At 56.8% G+C, this 19,375-nt stretch carries 13 protein-coding genes; 9 read left to right on the forward strand and 4 right to left on the reverse strand.

Annotation, left to right across the window (positions count from 1 at the left end):
* The first annotated feature begins 394 nt into the window (after window positions 1-394).
* The gene (locus AC6I1V_RS09310) at window positions 395-1,750 is read left to right on the forward strand and encodes a phosphomannomutase/phosphoglucomutase (RefSeq protein ID WP_486853922.1); all 1,356 of its coding nucleotides are present in this window, start codon (window positions 395-397) and stop codon (window positions 1,748-1,750) included.
* Window positions 1,751-2,158: 408 nt separating this feature from the next.
* Here the strand turns inward: AC6I1V_RS09310 and AC6I1V_RS09315 are convergent, their stop codons facing one another.
* Window positions 2,159-2,656: a pyridoxamine 5'-phosphate oxidase family protein gene (locus AC6I1V_RS09315; RefSeq protein ID WP_486853923.1), complete on the reverse strand. Its 498-nt coding sequence runs from the start codon at window positions 2,654-2,656 to the stop codon at window positions 2,159-2,161.
* A 1,312-nt stretch (window positions 2,657-3,968) separates the two neighbouring features.
* A complete protein-coding gene (gene dnaK / locus AC6I1V_RS09320; protein ID WP_479859282.1) occupies window positions 3,969-5,885 on the reverse strand; it encodes a molecular chaperone DnaK in 1,917 nt (638 codons plus the stop codon).
* Between the two features lie 316 nt (window positions 5,886-6,201).
* Here dnaK and AC6I1V_RS09325 point away from each other — a divergent pair, with 316 nt between their 5' ends.
* The 4 genes from AC6I1V_RS09325 to selB all read left to right on the forward strand — a co-directional run bounded on the left by AC6I1V_RS09325 (window position 6,202) and on the right by selB (window position 11,965).
* Window positions 6,202-7,221, forward strand: coding sequence for a D-alanyl-D-alanine carboxypeptidase family protein (locus AC6I1V_RS09325; protein ID WP_302553498.1), 1,020 nt, complete (start codon window positions 6,202-6,204; stop codon window positions 7,219-7,221).
* A gap of 753 nt (window positions 7,222-7,974) precedes the next feature.
* Complete coding sequence (gatC, locus tag AC6I1V_RS09330) at window positions 7,975-8,256, forward strand: Asp-tRNA(Asn)/Glu-tRNA(Gln) amidotransferase subunit GatC (RefSeq protein WP_287548292.1); 282 nt, start codon at window positions 7,975-7,977, stop codon at window positions 8,254-8,256.
* Window positions 8,257-8,265: 9 nt separating this feature from the next.
* A complete protein-coding gene (gatA, locus tag AC6I1V_RS09335) occupies window positions 8,266-9,687 on the forward strand; it encodes an Asp-tRNA(Asn)/Glu-tRNA(Gln) amidotransferase subunit GatA (RefSeq protein ID WP_486853924.1) in 1,422 nt (473 codons plus the stop codon).
* A gap of 340 nt (window positions 9,688-10,027) precedes the next feature.
* Window positions 10,028-11,965 carry a selenocysteine-specific translation elongation factor gene (selB, locus tag AC6I1V_RS09340; RefSeq protein ID WP_486853925.1) on the forward strand — a complete coding sequence of 646 codons (1,938 nt, stop codon included), beginning with the start codon at window positions 10,028-10,030 and terminating at the stop codon, window positions 11,963-11,965.
* 490 nt (window positions 11,966-12,455) lie between these two features.
* Here the strand turns inward: selB and AC6I1V_RS09345 are convergent, their stop codons facing one another.
* Window positions 12,456-12,755: a putative quinol monooxygenase gene (locus tag AC6I1V_RS09345; protein WP_302554449.1), complete on the reverse strand. Its 300-nt coding sequence runs from the start codon at window positions 12,753-12,755 to the stop codon at window positions 12,456-12,458.
* Window positions 12,756-14,191: 1,436 nt separating this feature from the next.
* A complete protein-coding gene (trmFO, locus tag AC6I1V_RS09350; protein WP_486854803.1) occupies window positions 14,192-15,529 on the reverse strand; it encodes a methylenetetrahydrofolate--tRNA-(uracil(54)-C(5))-methyltransferase (FADH(2)-oxidizing) TrmFO in 1,338 nt (445 codons plus the stop codon).
* Between trmFO and AC6I1V_RS09355 the strand changes: the two genes are divergently transcribed.
* The 4 genes from AC6I1V_RS09355 to AC6I1V_RS09370 all read left to right on the forward strand — a co-directional run bounded on the left by AC6I1V_RS09355 (window position 15,520) and on the right by AC6I1V_RS09370 (window position 18,877).
* Window positions 15,520-15,774, forward strand: coding sequence for a hypothetical protein (locus AC6I1V_RS09355; RefSeq protein WP_486850480.1), 255 nt, complete (start codon window positions 15,520-15,522; stop codon window positions 15,772-15,774). The genes trmFO and AC6I1V_RS09355 overlap by 10 nt on opposite strands.
* Window positions 15,775-15,783: 9 nt before the next feature.
* Window positions 15,784-16,803: a pseudouridine synthase family protein gene (locus AC6I1V_RS09360; RefSeq protein ID WP_486854804.1), complete on the forward strand. Its 1,020-nt coding sequence runs from the start codon at window positions 15,784-15,786 to the stop codon at window positions 16,801-16,803.
* Window positions 16,804-17,247: 444 nt separating this feature from the next.
* On the forward strand, window positions 17,248-17,877 hold the full coding sequence (locus tag AC6I1V_RS09365; RefSeq protein ID WP_302554445.1) for a DUF47 domain-containing protein: 630 nt from the start codon (window positions 17,248-17,250) through the stop codon (window positions 17,875-17,877).
* Window positions 17,870-18,877, forward strand: a complete 1,008-nt coding sequence (locus AC6I1V_RS09370) for an inorganic phosphate transporter (RefSeq protein ID WP_308771983.1) — start codon at window positions 17,870-17,872, stop codon at window positions 18,875-18,877. Before AC6I1V_RS09365 ends, AC6I1V_RS09370 begins: the two co-directional genes overlap by 8 nt.
* Window positions 18,878-19,375 lie beyond the last annotated feature (498 nt).

Consider the following 19,375-nt stretch of genomic DNA (forward strand, 5'->3'; position numbering starts at 1 on the left):
GGGCAAATCCATCCGGGCGCAGGCGGGATTCCGTCCGTTCCGGGATTGCCTGCCAAATGGATTCAGAGTCTACAAAATATAGGTCATCCTGCACAGACGGTCAAGTTCATTTAGTTTTTTTCTTCCAAGAACGCGACTTTCGCCGTTCTAATGACTAAAGTGCGCGTATTGTCCCGTTGCCGCCCGTCAAGGCTTTTTCCTTCTCATTTGCGGGCGGGAGGGGTGTCTGCTATAAAAAGGGCTGCGGTTGTTCAAACCTTCAAACGCATCAAAACGTATACTACGGAAAACGGCCAATACGGTTCTTTATGCACCCAGCGCCTCTCTTTTCTGCCATAGCGTATGTTCTTCGCACGCCATACGACAAACAGCGGGCTATGCCCGGAGGAAAAAAATGAACGCAGGCAACGTATTCCGCGCTTATGATATCCGCGGCGTCGTGGACAAGGACTTCAACGCCGAATGGGTGACCCATCTTGGGAAAGCCTGCGGCACCTATCTCGCAGGCAGGGGCATCAGCAGTGCGGTCATCGGCTATGACTGCCGCCATTCCTCGCCCGCGTACCACGACGCGCTTGTAGCGGGCCTCCTGTCCACCGGGATCGATGTGATCAGCATCGGCATGGTGCCCACCCCCGCGCTCTATTTTGCGGTCAAGCACCTCAACCGGCAGGGCGGCATCATGATCACCGCCAGCCACAACCCGCCGGAATACAACGGGTTCAAGGTATGGGCCGGACAGTCCACCATCCACGGCGAAGAAATCCAAAAGATCAAGGCCATCTTTGAGGCGGGCGACTTCGCCGAAGGCACGGGGACGGCTTCCCGCATCGACATTATCCCCACGTACAAACAGGATATCCTCAGCCGCTTCAAGCTGGCCCGCCCGGTCAAAGTGGTGCTCGACGGCGGCAACGGCGCGGGCGGCGAAATCTGCGCGGACATCCTCACCAAGCTCGGCGCAACGGTCATCCCCATGTTCTGCGAGCCGGACGGCGATTTCCCCAACCATCACCCCGATCCCGTCGTAGAGGCCAACATGCAGGCGCTTATGGCCCGCGTGAAGGAAGAAAAGGCCGATCTCGGCATCGGGCTGGATGGCGACGCCGACCGCCTCGGCATCGTCGATCCCGACGGGCGGCTGCTTTTTGGCGACGAAGTCCTTTCCCTCTATGCCCGTGAGCTGCTGTCCCGCAAGCCGGGCTCCACGGTCATCGCGGACGTGAAGTGCTCCAGCCGTCTGTTCAATGACATCAAGGCGCACGGCGGCAATCCCCTGATGTGGACTACCGGGCACTCCATCATCAAGGCCAAGATGCAGGAAGTCGGCGCCCCGCTCGCCGGCGAGATGTCCGGCCATATGTTCTTTGCCGACAACTGGTACGGCTTCGACGACGCCATCTATGGCTCGGCCCGGTTTGTGGCCCTCTTTTCGGCGCAGGACAAGCCCATGACCGGGCTCCCCGGCTGGCCCGCGTCCTTCGCCACCCGCGAGATCAACATCCCCTGCCCGGACAACGCCAAATTCGCCGTCGTCGAGAAGGTCAAGGCCCATTTCCGCGCCCTTTACGACACCATTGAGCTGGACGGCGCACGCGTGAATTTCCCCCACGGCTGGGGCCTTGTCCGCGCGTCCAACACCCAGCCCGTCCTCGTCACCCGTTTTGAAGCGGACAGCGCTGAAGCCCTCGCCGCCATCCGTGAAGAGATGGAGACCCCGCTGAAGAAGTGGATTGGGGAAGCTGAGTAAGCATGGAATTGGGGAAGGGAGGGGGAAACTTTCTAAAGAAAGTTTCCCCCTCCCTTCCCCAAACCCCATCCCTCCCTCTTCAAAGACTTTTGACCTTATCGAATCCCTCTTGTCGGTTTCGCGTAAGAAAAAGGCTCTGTCATAGTATACCTACAGTGCGGTGGAAAATACAGCCTTTTTCCAGTGGCTGTGTCATAGAAAAAGGAATAACCAACAAAATGTCTTAGGCATGCATTCCGTCAATGGGAAAACAGGATAAAAACTGTATTTTCAGTGTGCTGAGGAGATAAAACAAGCACATGCTATGACGAAACCTTCCCAATCATGACCGCCCCTTGAAGGGGCGGTTTTCTTTCTATACAAAAAAACGGGGAAAAGGCTGGCCTTTTCCCCGTTTTCGGCATCTTGCTACCCTTTTTTATAGCCCATGCCGGGCTCTCCGGCCTTGACGAGACGCTTGCCGGAGATATGCTCTATCTTCAGGCGGAACACCCGGATCTTATCCACGGCGCGGTTGGCGTACCCTTCCGAGCTGATGGTGGAATACTTGTCGCCGACGACCTGCGCGCAACGGACTTTCTCCTCACGATCTTCGATCTCTTCAAGGTTCCCGGACACCATGACGCTCTTATACTCGATGGAAAATTCTTCGGGCAACACATTCGTTTCCTGCACCGCCACAAAATGCGCCCTCGGATTCACGGCAAAGCAGTCCAGCTTGTAGCCGTCGCGCGCACAGTGGAACACGAGGCTCTTGCCGCCTTCTTCAACCGCATACGTCAAAGGTATGCCATAGGGCTCTCCGTCCGGGCCGACAGTGGACAGCACGCCGTATACTGAGGCTTTCAAATACTCCATCGCTTCTTCGGCGGATACTTGCCGATCCTTGCGCCGCATCGCTTTCATAAGCAACCTCCGTGTTTTTCTCCCCCTATCCTATTCCTCCCCGCCTGTCATTCCCCGCCTTTTCTAAAGGTTCCGTCATAGCCTATGGTTGTTTTATTTCCGTAGCATGTTGAAAAATATACTTTTTATCTCATTTTCCGCTGATGGGCTCTATGATTGGGGCATTTTATGAGTTATTTCTTTGAAATTTTAAGAAATCAGGCATCAACCACTTCCTATGGCACAGCCTTTCTAAAAAATACCCCGTAATAAAAAAGCTGTGTTATAGAAAATGGTTGATACTTTTTTCCTTGAAATTCCACAGGGATAACCGACAAAATGCCTTAGCCCTGTATTCCGCCAAGAGGAAAACCGGAAAAAAGGCTGTATTTTCACAACACTGTGGAGATGAAACAACCACAAACTATAACAGAGCCAATAAAAAAGCCTGCCATAGAATATGGCAACCTCATCTTTACAGCATGGCGAAAGGGAAATAGGCACGAAAGCTTATCATGGGGGAGAATATACCCCGTACTAGCAGGCTTGAGGAGAGAAAGAGCTCCTTTGAAAAGGAAAAGTGTTTCTTTTTCTATGGATGCGCCACAGTAAATGATTGGTATTTTATTTTTACATTTGGCTCTGTCATAGTATATGGTTGTTTCATCTCCACAGTACACTGAAAAATACAAACTTTTTCTCCAGTTTCCCCTTTAACTGAATCCAAGACTAAGGGATTTTGTCGGCTATTTTTTTGAAAATTCAAGAAAAAAACATCAACAGTTTTCTATGGCACAGCCTTTAAAAACACCCTTTCCTCAAGCAACAAAGTTGTTCCACAATAACTGATTGATATTTTTTCTTTTGAAACGCCAAAGAAACAGCCAACAAATGCCTCAGGATGGAGCCCTCCACTCCCAAAATGGGGGAAAGGCTGTATTTTCACTATACTATGAAGATGAGACAATCATAACTATGACAAAATCTTTTTGAAAAGTCTCTGTTATATATAGATGTGGTTGTTTCATCTCCACGGTGCGGTGGAAAATACAGCCTTTTTTCCAGTTTTCCCCTTGGCGGGATCCACGGCTAAGACATTTTTCCGGTTACCCCTTTGAAATTTCAAGGAATCAGACACCAACCATTTTCTATAACACAGCCTTTGAAAATCCCCCTCCCCTCAAACAGCAACCACCCGACGCGATCAGAAACGGCCTGAAAGCCCGAAACGCCCGGAACAAAAGTTCCGGGCGTTTCGGGCTTTCAGGCCGTACTGTCGGGGTCTGGGGGGCGAGTCGCCCCCCAGCCGCCGGAGGCACTGCCTTTCCTCTTATTACTTCGATTCGGTGAAGTCGGCGTCGATCACGTCGTCGTCGGCCTTCTTGCCGCCAGCCGCGCCAGCTCCGGGCTGGGCGCCCGCGGCGGCGTCAGCTCCGGGCTGCTGGCCCTGAGCCTGCGAGTAAAGCTGTTCGGCCAGCTTGTGCGAAGCCTGAGCCAGTTCTTCGGTCGCCTTCTTGATGGCTTCGACGTCTTCGCCTTCCATGAGCGTCTTGAGGGAGGCAATCTTGCCTTCAATGTCGCTCTTGAGGGCCGCGTCAAGCTTGTCGCCGAGATCCTTGATGGACTTTTCAGTACCGTAGATCAGGCCGTCGGCCTGATTGCGGGCGCTGATGAGCTCCTGCTTCTTCTTGTCGTCGGCGGCGTGGGCTTCGGCTTCCTTCACCAGCTTTTCGATGTCGGCATCGGAGAGGCCGGACGAAGCGGTGATCTGGATGGACTGTTCCTTGCCCGTGCCGAGATCCTTGGCGGACACGTTCACGATGCCGTTGGCGTCGATGTTGAAGGCCACTTCAATCTGCGGCACGCCGCGCGGTGCCGGCGGAATGCCGGTCAGGTCGAAACGGGCCAGCGTCATGTTGTCGGCGGCCATCGGACGTTCGCCCTGCAGCACGTGGATGGACACGGAGGGCTGGTTGTCCGCGGCGGTCGTAAAGGTCTGGCTCTTGCGGGTCGGGATGGTCGTATTGCGATCGATCAGCTTGGTGAACACGCCGCCCATGGTTTCGATGCCGAGGGAAAGCGGGGTCACGTCGAGAAGCAGTACGTCCTTCACGTCGCCGGCGAGGATGCCGCCCTGAATGGCGGCGCCCATGGCGACCACTTCATCGGGGTTCACGGAACGGTTGGGTTCCTTGCCGAAGAAGTCGGCCACGGTCTTCTGGACCAGAGGCATACGGGTCATGCCGCCCACGAGGAGCACTTCGTCAATGTCGGAAGGCTTCAGGTTGGCGTCGGCCAGAGCCTTGCGGCAGGGTTCCAGCGTCTTCTGCACCAGGTCGGCGACCAGTTGTTCCAGCTTGGCGCGGGACAGCTTGATCAGCATGTGCTTGGGGCCGGTCTGGTCGGCCGTGATGAACGGCAGGTTGATTTCGGATTCCATCGACGTGGACAGTTCCTTCTTGGCGGCTTCGGCGGCGTCTTTCAGACGCTGGAGGGCCATGCTGTCCTTGGCAAGGTCGATGCCCTGTTCTTTCTTAAATTCCTCCACCAGATAGTTGATGACGCGCTGGTCGAAGTCTTCGCCGCCGAGGAAGGTGTCGCCGTTGGTGGCGCGCACTTCAACCACGTTGTCGCCCACTTCGAGGATGGACACGTCGAACGTGCCGCCGCCGAGGTCGAACACGACGATCTTTTCATTGGCCTTCTTGTCAAAACCGTAGGCAAGGGAGGCCGCGGTGGGTTCGTTGATGATGCGCTTGACGTCGAGGCCGGCGATCTGCCCGGCGTCCTTGGTGGCCTGGCGCTGGGCGTCGTTGAAGTAGGCCGGGACGGTGATGACGGCTTCGGTCACGGGTTCGCCGAGATAGGCTTCCGCGTCGGCTTTCAGCTTGCTCAGGATGGTCGCGGAGACTTCCTGCGGGGTGTACTGGTGCCCGTCGATTTCGACCACGGCGGCACCATTGGCGCCGGCCACGATCTTATAGGGAGCGTGCTGCTTCCAATGTTCGACTTCGGGAGAATTGGCCATACGCCCCATCAGACGCTTGACCGCAAAAACGGTACGGCTGGAGTTCGTCACGGCCTGACGCTTGGCGGCGTCGCCGACCAGACGCTCCTTGTCGGTGAAGGCGACCACGGACGGGGTCGTACGGCCGCCGTTCGGGTTGGTGATGCATTTGGGGTCTTTGCCTTCCATAACATAGACACAACTGTTCGTCGTGCCAAGGTCGATTCCGATGATTTTGCCCATAATAGGTTCCTCCTCGAGGACTCACACCCTGTAAAGAGGTGATGATGTCATGTTTTATGCGAAAGAAATAAAGCATTCCTCGATGTCGTCCAGAGGGGGGAGCCTATTTTTTTTACACTCTCATGGCGGCCGGGTTGGGGTATAGGCATAACAATATGGAATATCAAAGAATTATGTTCCTGATGAGAAAGTGGGCCCCGCTGGGGCCTTTCGCCGGGAAACCCGCCTGTTTTCCCTTGTCATCGCAATCCGGCTGGAATAAGGTTCTTATCTGATTCCCCATTTCCCTAGACACGGTTCCCGGAGCGTATCCAGCATGTCCACCCCCCTGCGATCCAAATGCCGCTTCCTGAGAATCCCGCTTTTTGCCGGATTCCTCCTCATAGCCGCCTCCCTCATCCTTGCCCCGGCCGCGGAAGCCCGGAGCGCCCGGAAAGCCGCCACCGCCCAAAGCGCCGCTTCCGGGCGGCTCCTCAATGTCCGCTCCGCCGTGCTCATGGATGCCCGCACGGGCAAGATACTCTATTCCCAAAACCCCGACGCGCGGATCCCCCCGGCCTCCCTCACGAAAGTCATGTCCATGATGGTGACGTTCGACGCCATCCGTTCCGGCAAGGTCAAGCTCTCCGACTCAATCCGCGTCAGCCGGCACGCCGCGCGTCAGGGGGGCTCCCGTATGGGCCTGCGCGCAGGGGAGCGCGTTTCCCTGAAACGCCTGCTTATGGGGATGGCCGTCTCTTCCGGAAACGACGCTTCGATGGCCGTCGCCGAGCGCGTGGGCGGTTCGGGCCGTGCCTTCGTCAAAATGATGAACAGGAAGGCCCGCCAGATCGGCATGTCCTCCAGCACGTTCAAAACGCCCAACGGCCTTCCCGCCGCCGGGCAGTACACCACAGCCAGGGATATGGCGCGGCTTGGATACGTATATCTTAAAAACAACCCCTCCGCGCTCCAATACCACCGCGTCCGCGTGCTCAAGCACCGGGGGGCGGTCACAAGGAACAAAAACCCGCTGCTTGGGGCCTGCCCCGGCGCCGACGGCCTCAAAACCGGCTGGGTCACGGCTTCCGGCTACAATATCATTTCCACCGTGCGGCGCGGCAATACCCGCCTCATCGCGGTCATCCTCGGCGCCGAATCCGCCGGGATACGCAGCCAAGAAGTCCGCAGGCTTGTGGAGGCCGGTTTCAAATCCCGCACCAAAGGCATCACCGTGGCCTCCGCCCTCACCAAATACAAGCCATCCAGCAAGGCCACAGCGTCGTCCGTCAAAAAGCAGAAGATCCGCCGCGACAAGGCCACAGCGCAGGCCTCCCGCAGGACGGGGCGGAGCTGAATAGCCGGGGAAAGGCTGCGCCGTAGAAAACGGCTGAGGCTTTACTTCTTGAAATTCCAAAGAAAGAACCAATAAAATCCGCCAATCATGGAGCCCACCAGCGGAAAAATTGGAGAAAAAGCATATATTTTCAGTATATTGCTAAAACAAAACAACCATCTACTCTGACAGAGGCTCTTGAAAGGCTGTGCCACAGGAAATGGTTGTGCCTGATTTCTTGAAATTCCAAAGGAATAACCAGTAAAATACCCCAAGCACGGAGCCCATCGGCAGAAAAGCCAGAGAAAAAGCCGGTAGTTTCCCATGCTGTGGAGATAAAACAATCACATACTATGACAGGGCCAAAGGAAAAGACTGTATCCTGGAAAATGGCTGATGCTTTTTTCCTTGAAGTTCCAAAGGAATAACCGGCAAAATGCCTTGGCTATGGATTCCGCCAGGGGGAAAGTTGGAGAGAAAGGCTGCATTTTCACCGTGTTGTGGAGATGAAGCAACCACATACTAAATAGCGCCAAGGAAAAAAGTTCTGGGGAAGGGGGGAGCACCCCCTTTCTTTTTGGCCCGCCGTACGCACCGGAACGGGGCATTCGCCTTTTTGATGATTTTCTAAAAAATCTGTTTTGAATTTCATATAGTTGAAAATACAGCCCTCATTATAACAATAAACGCCTCCCGGAACGGGCGTCTTGACCATCCACAACCGCCGATGGTAATTTTTTCTTTTTGCCAACCTCTAGCCGAAAGGTTCTCCTCATGCTCACCACGGATCGCATGGCGCACCTTGCGAGACTTGCCCGCCTCGCCCCCGAAGAAGGCACGCTCGCCAAATTCGGAGAACAATGCGCCGACATCATTGCCTATATGGATATTCTCGCCGAAGTGGACACCAGCGCCGTCGAGCCGCTGTACAGCCCTGTGGAGCACTCCACGCCCTACCGTGCCGACGAGCCCATCCAGAAAAACATGCATACGGACGTTCTCGCCAACGCCCCGGAAACCGACGGGCAGTTCTTCGTCGTGCCCCGCATCGTCTAGGAGCGTCCCATGTCTGATCTGATCCAAGCCTCCCTTGCCGAAATCCGGGCGCGCCTCGCCGGGGGCGACGTCACCGCCGAAGCCGTGGCCAAAGCCTGCCTCGACCGCATCGCCGAGACGGAACCGTCCATCCATGCCCTGATCACCGTGCGCGAGCAGGCCCTTGAAGAGGCCCGCGCCCTCGACGCGCAGGGCCCGGACGCCTCCAAGCCCCTCTGGGGCGTGCCCGTCACGGTCAAGGACGCCATCGTCACCAAGGGCACGCGCACCACGGCCGGCTCCAAAATCCTCGGCGGCTTCAATCCGTTTTATGACGCCTTTGTGGTCGAACGCCTGAAGGAAGCCGGGGCGGTCATCGTCGGCAAGAACAACATGGACGAGTTCGCTATGGGCTCCTCCACGGAAAACTCCGCCTTCGGCCCGACCCGCAACCCCCGCGATCCCGAACGCGTCCCCGGCGGCTCCAGCGGCGGCTCGGCCGCCAGCGTCGCCGCGAACCAGTGCTACGCCTCCCTCGGCACGGACACCGGCGGCTCCATCCGCCAGCCCGCAGCCCTGTGCGGCTGCGTGGGCCTCAAACCCACCTACGGGCGCGTATCCCGCTACGGCGTCATCGCCTACGGTTCCTCGCTCGATCAGGTCGGCCCGCTGGCCCGCACCGTGGAAGACGCCGCCCTTGTGCTTTCCGTCATCGCCGGGCACGACAAACGCGATTCCACCTCTTCGCCGCGCCCCGTAGAGAACTACGCCGACTTCTCCCGTACCGACCTCAAAGGCGTGCGCCTCGGCGTGCCCCGCGAATTCATGGCCGAAGGGCTGGACGGCCCGGTCGCCAAGGCATGCCAAGACGCCCTTGACCATGCCCGCGACCTCGGCGCGGAACTCGTGGACGTATCCCTGCCCCACGCGACCCGCCACGCCATCGCCGCCTATTATATTGTAGCAATGGCCGAAGCCAGCTCGAACCTCTCCCGGTTCGACGGCGTGCGCTACGGCTACCGCGCCGCCGATCCCAAAAATCTCGACGACCTCTACTGCCGTTCCCGCAGCGAGGGCTTCGGGCAGGAAGTCCAGCGCCGCATCCTGCTCGGCACCTACGTCCTTTCCGCCGGGTACTACGACGCCTACTACAAGAAGGCCGCGCAGGTCCGCCGCCTCATCCGCCAGGACTACCTGAACGCGCTCGGCTCCTGCGACGCCCTTTTCGGCCCGGTCTCTCCGGTCACGGCGTGGAAACTCGGCTCCATCATTGATGATCCGCTCAAGATGTACCTCATGGACATCTACACCGTGTCCCTGAACCTCGCCGGGCTCCCCGGCCTCTCGTTCCCCGTGGGCGAAGCGGACGGCCTCCCCGTCGGCATGCAGCTCATCGGCAGGGATTTCGACGAGGCGGGCATCCTCGGCATCGGCAACGTGTTGAGCAAGTAACGGGAACTTGGGGAAGGGGGAGGGAACTTTTCTGAAGAAAAGCTTCCCTCCCCCTTCCCCAAACCCCATCCCCCTCCTTCCAAAGACTTTCCTAAACGGGGCAAGCGGCGTTTCGGGCGGCGTGGTTCCTTTCTTTCAGGCGGCAGTTCCCCGGAGCGGCCTTTTCGTTCTTTCACTTTCAAAAGCGGAAACTCCTGACGCCCACAGGCCCGCCGCGCGGTTTTCGGACGAAGCGGCGCTTCGGCTGAAAACCGCGCGGCGGCACCGAGGGGCCGGGGGAAATCATTTCCACCGACAGGGGTCAAGGGGGCGGCAGCCCCTTGCCGCCGGAGGCATTGCTATGGCTATCGTAATGGGAACGGCGGGTCACATCGACCACGGTAAAACCTCGCTTGTGCGCAAGCTGACCGGGATCGACTGCGACCGCCTCGAAGAGGAAAAACGCCGCGGCATCACCATTGAGCTCGGCTTTGCGTTCTGCGATCTGCCCGGCGGAGGACGGCTCGGCATCGTGGACGTGCCCGGCCACGAAAAATTCGTCAAGAATATGGTCGCGGGCGCGTCGGGCATCGACTTCGTGATGCTGGTCGTCGCCGCGGACGAAGGCGTCATGCCGCAGACGCGCGAGCACCTCGAAATCTGCTCCCTGCTTGGGATCAAGCACGGCCTCGTCGCCGTGACCAAAACCGACATGGTCGATCCCGAACTGCTCGAACTCGCCGTCGAGGACATTTCCGAATTCCTCAAAGGGACTTTCCTCGAAGGCGCGCCGCTGTTCCCGGTGTCGTCCCAGACCGGCGAAGGCGTGGACAAACTCCGTGACTATATCATCAAACAGGAAAAGGAACTCGCGCCCCGCCGCCGGACGGATCTGTTCCGCCTGCCCGTAGACCGGGTATTCACGTTGAAGGGCCACGGGACTATCGTGACCGGAACCATGATTTCCGGCTCGGTCAAAGTGGGCGACGCGCTGGAACTGCTCCCGAAAAAACTCGCTACCCGCGCCCGCAGCCTGCAAAGCCACGGGGAATCCGTGGAGGTGGCGGAATCCGGCCACCGTACCGCCGTCAACCTGCAAGGGCTGGATGTGGCGGATGTGGAGCGCGGCGATGTGCTGGCCCTGCCGGGAACGCTGTTCCCTTCCGATCGCTGGCTGGTGCGGCTGACCTGCCTTGGTTCCTCGCCCCGCGCCCTGCGCCACCGCGCCGAAATCCATTTCCACCACGAAGCCCGCGAAGTCGCCGCCCGGCTCTATTTCCTCGACCGCGACAAGCTCGGCCCCGGCGAAACCACGCTGTGCGAAGTCCGGCTTGACGAGCCGCTGGTGGGCGTATTCGGCGACCACTGCGTCGTGCGGGCCTTCTCGCCGCTGCGTACCGTAGCGGGCGGCGTCGTGCTCGACCCGATCAGCGCCGGATTGCGCCGCCGGGATGCCACCCCCGATCGCATCGCCTCCCTGCTCGGCCTTGAGGCCGCTTCCGATGAGGAGCGCGTCCGTATGCAGATCGAGCTTGCCGGGAACCGCGGCGCGAACATCGCGCAGCTTTCCGTGCTGACCAACCTCGACTCCAAGCGGCTCGACAAAGTATTGCAGGCGCTTTCCGGCAAAGGGAAAATCTTCTGCTTCGACCGTGAGGAAAAGGATTACGTTTCTGCCGGAGCTTCCGCCGAACTCGCCAAGCGTTGCCTTGCCGTAGCCGAAGCCTTCCATAAAAAGGAACCGCTCAAGCAGGGCATGGCGCGCGGCGCGCTCCTCTCCGGCGGTACGGGCCGCGAAGCGTGGAGCAAGGGCATCCCGCCGAAGCTGGCTTTCTTCGTCGTGGAGCGCCTGCTGCGTTCGGGCGAGCTGGTTTCCGAGGGCGACGTCATCCGCATGGCCTCGCACACCGTCTCCCTCAAGTCGGATCAGGCCGGGCTTCGCGACGCGCTGCTCAAGGCGCACGTGGACGGCGGATTCACGCCGCCGAACCTCAAGGATGTCCTTGAGGCTCTCAACGTAGACGCCAAGGCCGCGGCCCCGGTGCTCAAGCTGCTCTGCGAGGACGGCAGCCTCGTGAAGGTCAAGGACGGCCTGTATTTCCACGGCCCCGTCATTCAGGAGCTCAAGGCCCGGATGCAGGCGTGGTTCACCTCCCATGACGATCTCGATCCCGCCGGGTTCAAGGAGCTTTCCGGCGGCCTTTCCCGCAAGTACGTCATCCCGCTTCTCGAATATTTCGACCGTGAGCGCGTCACCATCAGGGTGGGCGACAAGCGGCAGTTCAGAGGGCGGGGGTAGGCAAGGTTAGGGAAGATTGGGGAGGGGAGAGGGAACCTTTCTGGAGAAAGGCTTCCCTCTCCCCTCCCCAAACCCCACCCCTCTCCCTCCCAAGACTTTTATAAGGGTCGATGGCAGGACGGGTGGGCTCAAAGCTGGCCCTTGGCGTCCGTCCCCCGGAAACGCGGAGAGCCATTTTTCTGAAGGCCCTGTCATAGTGGTTGCTTCATCTCCACAACACGATGAAAATGCAGCCTTTCTCTCCAGCTTTCCCCTTGGCGGAATCCATAGCCAAGGCATTTTGCCGGTTATTCCTTTGGAACTTCAAGGAAAAAAGCATCAACCATTTTCTAGGATACAGCCTTTCTGGAAGGCCGAACGTGAGTAATGCGGAGCCTGTCCTCTGGAAAAGTGGAAGGCCGAAAAGAATGGAAACCGCTCCCCATAATAAAAACCGCCTGTTGGTTCAGGCGGCTTTTTGCTTGATTCGCGACAACGGGCGGCGCTTTTCCTATCGGCAATCAACCTGCGACCAGACAGTTACGACGGTTGGGCAGGCCAGCAGATCCTTGGTGCGTTCCTTGTAGGCCAGCATGTGCGGGGTCTTGCCGTGGGCGTCGAGGGCTTCCGGGCTTTCCCAGATCTCATAGAAAAGGAACGTGCCGTCTTCGGAGCGGTTCTTGTGGAAATCGTACCGGATACAGCCCTTTTCAGCCCGCACGTTCGGAATGTTCTTTACTACTTCCGCTTCAAGCTGCGCTTCCATGCCTTTCTTCGCCGTCAACTTGGCGGTCACAAAACACACGTCCATACGATACTCCTTTTTATTAAGATGTCCTTCGTCTGAAAAGCACCTCTTCCGTAATCCGAAAAACGCTGGGAAACGTCCGCTCTTAAAAAGGCTGTGTTATAGAAAATGGTTGATGCTTTTTTCCTTGAAATTCCAAAGAGATAATCGGCAAAATGCCTTAGCCGTGGTTCCACCAAGGGGAAAACCGGAGAAAAAGGCTGTATTTTCACCTCACTGTGGAGATGAAACAACCACAAACTATAAACAAAGCCCTTAAAAAATAGGAATGAACAGGCTCATGTTTTTCATAGAGTTGCCGTAGGATATTGGCTGTTCCATCTCGCAGTATGATGAAAAATACAGCTTTTTTCAGCTTTCCGCCAGCGGATTCCACGGCTGAGATACGTTATTGCTCATTCTTTTGGGTTTCAGAAAGAAAACAGCAACCATTTCCTACGGCACAGCCTTTTTCAAAATTTACAACATCTCTATAAAAGAGAAGGTTCTTTCAAAGTAAATGGTTAATGCTTCATTTCCTGAAATTTCAAATAGCCAATAAAATATTTGGCTGTGCTATAGAAAATGGTTGATGCTTTTTTCCTTGAAGTTCAAAAGGATTAACCGATAAAATGCCTTAGCCGTAGATTCCGCCAAGGGGAAAACTGGAAAAAAAGCTGTATTTTGACTGCACTGTGGAGATGAAACAACCATATACTATAATAGAGCCAAATATTTTGCTCATGGAGGCCGTCAACAGACTCTAAATAGAGTCTTTTCACCATATCATGCAACTCTATCGAAGCATTCGCCTTTTCGATGATTTTCTAAAGGCTCTGTCATAGTATATGGTTGTTTTATCTCCACAGTATGGTGAAAATACAGAATTTTTCTCAAATTTTTAGTTGATGGGTTCCATAATTGTGGCATTTTATTGGCTATTCCCTTGGAATTTCAAGAAATAAAACATCAACCGTTTCCTATGACACAACCTTTCTAAAAAATTCATTTTGAATTTGATATAGTTGAAATACGGCTTCCATTGCAAAAGTGAATGTTTCAATATATCAATCCTGTTTTCTGACAGAACCAAACAACAGCCTCAAAATCATTCAAGACTTCATTTTCCCCAAAGAAAAAGACTCTATTATAATAGTATGTGGTTGTTTCATCTCCACAGTACGGTGGAAAATACAGCCTTTTTCCAGTTTTCTCCCTGGCGGGATCCACGGCTAAGGCATTTTTCCGGTTATCCCTTTGGAACTTCAAGGAAAAAAACAGCAACCGTTTTCTATAACACGGTCAAGAAAAAACATCTATCGCTCCCCCTCCATCTTCACCTATGCCCCATCCTCCCAACAGGGATTCGATAAGGTCAAAAGTTTTAGGTGGAGAGGGGTGGGGTTTGGGGAGGGGAGAGGCCCCCTTTTTCAAAAGGGGGCCTCTCCCCTCCCCAGTCTTCAATTCCCTTCTTTCCCCAACCCCTCCAGCCACTCGCCAAACGCGGCACGGGCGCGATCCGCATACCACTGCTTGCGTTCCTTCTTTTTCACGCGGACTTCGGGCTCCGGCATGAGCCCGAAATGCACATTGGACGGCTGGAAATGCTTGGCGGGCGTAACCAGATGGTTGAGCAGCGCGCCGAGGGCCGTCGTTGCCGGAGGCTTCGGCAGGGAACGCCCCGCCAGCTTCGCCGCCAGCATCAGCCCCACCCACAAGCCGCAGGCAATGGACTCGACATAGCCTTCCACCCCGGTGATCTGCCCGGCAAGATGTACGTTCGGGCGGGACTTGAGGGCAAGCTCTTCATTCAGGGCCACGGGCGCATTCACGTAAGTATTGCGGTGCATACTGCCGAAACGCACGAATTCCGCGTGCTCAAGGCCCGGCACCTTGCGGAAGCAGACGGCCTGCGCGGGATAGGTCAGCTTGGTCTGGCAGCCCACCAGATTGAACATCGTCTTGTTCCCGTTTTCGGGACGAAGCTGAAGCAATGCGAAAGGACGCCGCCCGGTACGCGGGTCCGTGAAGCCCACCGGCTTGAGCGGCCCGAAGGCCAGCGTCTTCTCGCCGCGCGCGGCAAGCGCCTCCACGGGCATACAGCCCTCAAAATGCTTCTCCTGCTCAAATTCGCGGCTGGCAACCTTTTCGCCGTCGAGCAGGCCCTGATAAAACGCCTTGTACTCTTCCTCATTCATGGGGCAGTTCAGATAATCGCCCTCGCCCGGCTCGCCGTAACGGGAACCCCAAAAGGCGATGCCCATGTCGATGGAATCCGCCGCCACAATGGGCGCGATGGCATCATAAAAATAGAGGTGCTCCGCGCCGACGGCCCGTGCAATGGACGCCGACAGGCTTTCGCTCGCCAGCGGCCCGGCGGAGATGACCACCCGCTCGAATCCCTCCAAAGCGGGATCATCGAGATCGGCGATGGCCTTGCGGACAAGCGTGATATTCGGCTCGGCTTCCACAAGCTCCGTCACCTTTCCGGCAAACAGCTCGCGATCCACGGCCAGCGCCTTGCCCGCAGGGACGCGGGTAGCGTCGGCCACGGCCATGAGCGCGCTGCCGAGTTCGCGCAGTTCCTGCTTGATCAGGCCGACACCGGATGCCAGCTCGTCGGAGCGCAAGGAATTGGAGCAGACCAGTTCCGCAAGCTGCGGCATGGAGTGCGCCGGGGAATAGGCTTCCGGCTTCTGCTCGAAAAGAGTGACGGCAAAACCGCGCCGGGCCAGCTGCAACGCGCATTCGCAGCCGGCAAGCCCCGCACCGACAAGAGCTATTCGCTGTGTGGTCATGGATACTCTGGGGAAAAAAGTTCACGCGCCCCAATCCGGGCGCAACGGGAAAGGCTGGCGGGAAACCGCCGCAGGAGCCGGGAGCGTTCCCTTGCTCAGCCCTCTCCTTTACGCTACACTTCAAGGCATCCGCAACCATTTCAACGCTGGAGCCCCATATGGATTTCATCTGGTTCTTCCTCGGCATCGCCGCCGTAGCCGCTGGCCTGACGTACATCAAGAAATCTTCCCCCAACAACCACTAAGCCCGCCCCATGCCCTCTTCCGCGAACCGCCCCCAAAACGGCGGCATCTCGTTTTGTGTGCCTGAAGAGGCGCGGGGCTGGCGTCTGGACAAAGCCCTCGGCCTCTTGCTGGCCTCCCCTTCCCCCGAACAGCAAGCCGCCCGGCCCGACCTGTTCGCGCTGGCGGATCGCGGCCTCCGGGCGCGCCGCCGCCTTTGCGACCGTTCCCTCGTACTGGTGAACGGCAAACCCGGCATCCCCGGCCTCAAGCTGCGCGCGGGGCAGGAAATCACCATCCTGCCCGACCCGGAAGGCGCGGCCCTCCCGGAAGACGCCCCGTCCCTTGTTTATAAGGATGATGGGATTGCTGCGCTCTACAAGCCCGCGGGCATGCACACCGCAGCCCTCGCGGGAAGCCTTTCCCCAAGCCTCGAAACCATGCTCGGCGACCTGCTGCCGTCGGAAGAGGAAGGCTATGCCCCGCGCCTGCTCAACCGTCTGGACGCACCGACCTCCGGCCTTGTGCTCGCATCCCGCACCGAAGAAGGCGAGCGCCGCTGGTACCGGGCCGAGCGCATCGGCAATACGGACAAGCTGTATCTGGCCCTAATAGAAGGCCAGCCGCTCTATGATTTCACCGTGGCCCGCCGTCTGGATACGGACACGCGGAACAAGACGCGGGTGCGCCATACCAACGATCCCGATCCGGTGCGGCATACCGATGTCACCCTGCTGGCCCCCCTGACCGCTGGGGATGTCCCCGGCCTCGTCGAATCCGATGATCCCGATGCCCCGCTCATGCTCGTGGGCTGCCGCATCCGCAAGGGCGCACGCCACCAGATCCGGGCGCATCTTGCCGCCGCAGGGCATCCGCTGGCCGGAGATTCCCTCTACGGCGCGGGATTGTCCTGCCCTTCCGGTTTTCTCCTGCATCACGGGCGGGTATCGCTTCCCGATTTCCAAGCCTTCCACCTTCCCGCGTGGTTTCCGCTGCTTCCTCAGGAGGCGCAGGAGAAAGCCACGGCGTTTTTAGGAATGGAAGGAGAATGACAATTGGAGAGGCAGGGGATTTTCTAGGCCGTGTCGTCAGTTATATATAATTATTTGAAATCATTTAATTATTTTAATCTACAAAAATATCATTTCAATGATTTCAAATAATTATATATCAAACAACGGTACAACCTAAGAAAGCTCCCCCTCTCCGAACATCTCCCCTTTCTCTTCAAAGATTTTCGTTTTTATCGAATCCCCACCGCCAATTTTTCCAATGTATAAAAAACGTATTGAATCCGAAAATCTTTAATGCCCACAGTTGCCGTGTCTCCGGCGTATTCCAAAGATATGTCCTTATCCATATCTGACGTCTCTTCCGAAAAAATTTTCCATAACGAACCCTTTGATCCTCCTGTCGACTTCTCCTGTTTGCTTGCCCGATCCATTTCTTTCCAGTACAACGGCGGCATTTAAGAATCAGGCCTTTGAGGAGGTTTCATGCTAGCGCGTTTCTTGCCCCAGACGGTTCCGTTTTTCAAATTGCTGATGGAACAGAACGCCGTCCTGCAGCGGATGGCCCAAAGCCTCATCATCGTCATGGAAAACACGTATGAATCGGAAGAACACCTCAAACAAATCAATCTGTTGGAAGAAGAAGCCGACAAGCTCAACCGGAAAATAACATGGCATCTCTCACAGACTTTCATTACTCCCATCGATCGTGAAGACATCCACGCAATCAACCTCGCACAGGAACGGGTGGCGGACGGCATACAAAACCTCGCCAGCCGTTTTTTTATGTGCGGCTTCATGTACCAGCGTTTCCCGGCCCATATGATGACCCGGAACATCAAGGGCATGATTGAGGATACGGGGCTCATGCTCGGGCAGCTTGAAAAGAAAAAGGACATATCGGGGCATCTGCACTCCCTGAAGTCCCGCAAATCGGATTGTGAAATGTTGCAGGCCGCAGGCATCTCGGAAATGATGGACGGCGAAATCCCCAACTTTGAGAAAGTGCGCGAGCTGATCCTTTGGAGCCAGGTCTACGAACGTATCGAGCGTGCCGTGGACATGGTTTCCGACCTCGGCGATACGCTGGAAGAGGTGGTGCTCAAGTATGTTTGAGGTACCCGTGCTGCTTGTGCTCATTGTCGTGATGGCGCTGATCTTCGACTTCACCAATGGGGCCCACGACTGCGCCAACGCCATCGCCACGGTGGTCTCCACCAAGGTGCTCAGCCCCCGCGTTGCGGTCATCATGGCGGCATCGCTCAACTTTATCGGCGCCTTCCTCGGCACCAAGGTCGCCACGACCCTTGGCGCGGGGATCGTCAACACGGACATGGTGGCGAACTGCCAGCCGCTGGTGCTCGCCGCGCTGATCGGGGCCATCGCATGGAACCTCATCACGTGGTATTTCGGCATCCCCTCCTCATCATCCCACGCGCTCATCGGCGGCCTGATGGGGTCCGCCGTGGCCTACGCCGGTTTCAGCACGCTCAACGGCGCTTCCATTGCCGAAAAGATCCTGCTTCCGCTGATCCTGTCGCCCCTCGCCGGTTTCGGCGTGGGCTTTCTGACCATGTTTCTGATCATGCTCCTGTGCGCCCGGGCCAACCGCAACAAGCTCACCCGCGCCTTCACCAAGCTGCAAATCGTTTCCGCCGCTTTCATGGCGACGAGCCACGGCCTCAACGATGCCCAGAAGACCATGGGCGTGATCACCCTCGCCCTTTTCATTTTCAACAAAATTGACACGATTGCGGTTCCCTTCTGGGTCAAGTGCGTCTGCGCGCTCGCCATGGCGATGGGCACGGCGCTCGGCGGCTGGAAGATCATCAAGACGATGGGCCACAAGATCTTCAAGCTGGAGCCTGTGCACGGCTTCGCCACCGAGACCTCCGCGGCAGCCGTCATCTGTGGGGCGTCGCTTTTCGGTGCGCCCGTCAGCACCACCCACACCATCACCGCCTGCATCTTCGGCGTCGGCTCGACCAAGCGGCTCTCCGCCGTCCGCTGGGGCGTAGCCGGGAACCTCGTCATTGCATGGATTCTTACCATCCCGGCCTCCGCCTTCATCGCCGCCATTTCTTTTTGGTGCATGAAGGCTGGGGGGATAGTGTAGGGAGCGGAAGATTGGAGGGGGCGGGAGGGCCTTTCTGGAGAAAGCCCCTCCCGCCCCCTCCAAACCTCCCCCACCCTCCCCAAAGACTTTTGACCTTATCGAATCCCTGTTGACGTCTTTTTCAGACACGAAAGCCCGGAACATATTCCGGGCTTTTGGTTTCCATCCCCTGTTTAGAGCAAATTAACTTTAATATTTTACAATGTTAAAGTGTAAGGCACGCTTGCTCCGGCATTGAACAGAGCAAATATATTGTGCTTATGTCTTCGCAACAACCGCCTGTTTCCCACACTCGAAAGAGTATTTTCAACGTAAAAACGCTCTAGGCCGTGTCGTTATTTATATGTAACTATTTAAAATTATTAAAAACCATCTTTTTATAACCTTAAAATAGTTAAATAGTTTCACTCGATTATATCTAATTAACGACACGACCTAAGGAAAACACAGGGCTAAAATATATTTTTGCTTGGTTCTGTTATAGTTTGTGGTTGTTTC

The organism is Bilophila sp. T19-St14 (assembly GCF_059728385.1).

Excerpts from the sequence above, each read along its gene's own strand:
- AC6I1V_RS09310 (WP_486853922.1), top strand. The coding sequence starts at position 395 with ATGAACGCAGGCAACGTATTCCGCGCTTATGATATCCGCGGCGTCGTG.
- AC6I1V_RS09315 (WP_486853923.1), bottom strand. The coding sequence starts at position 2,656 with ATGAAAGCGATGCGGCGCAAGGATCGGCAAGTATCCGCCGAAGAAGCG.
- dnaK (WP_479859282.1), bottom strand. The coding sequence starts at position 5,885 with ATGGGCAAAATCATCGGAATCGACCTTGGCACGACGAACAGTTGTGTC.
- AC6I1V_RS09325 (WP_302553498.1), top strand. The coding sequence starts at position 6,202 with ATGTCCACCCCCCTGCGATCCAAATGCCGCTTCCTGAGAATCCCGCTT.
- gatC (WP_287548292.1), top strand. The coding sequence starts at position 7,975 with ATGCTCACCACGGATCGCATGGCGCACCTTGCGAGACTTGCCCGCCTC.
- gatA (WP_486853924.1), top strand. The coding sequence starts at position 8,266 with ATGTCTGATCTGATCCAAGCCTCCCTTGCCGAAATCCGGGCGCGCCTC.
- selB (WP_486853925.1), top strand. The coding sequence starts at position 10,028 with ATGGCTATCGTAATGGGAACGGCGGGTCACATCGACCACGGTAAAACC.
- AC6I1V_RS09345 (WP_302554449.1), bottom strand. The coding sequence starts at position 12,755 with ATGGACGTGTGTTTTGTGACCGCCAAGTTGACGGCGAAGAAAGGCATG.
- trmFO (WP_486854803.1), bottom strand. The coding sequence starts at position 15,529 with ATGACCACACAGCGAATAGCTCTTGTCGGTGCGGGGCTTGCCGGCTGC.
- AC6I1V_RS09360 (WP_486854804.1), top strand. The coding sequence starts at position 15,784 with ATGCCCTCTTCCGCGAACCGCCCCCAAAACGGCGGCATCTCGTTTTGT.
- AC6I1V_RS09365 (WP_302554445.1), top strand. The coding sequence starts at position 17,248 with ATGCTAGCGCGTTTCTTGCCCCAGACGGTTCCGTTTTTCAAATTGCTG.
- AC6I1V_RS09370 (WP_308771983.1), top strand. The coding sequence starts at position 17,870 with ATGTTTGAGGTACCCGTGCTGCTTGTGCTCATTGTCGTGATGGCGCTG.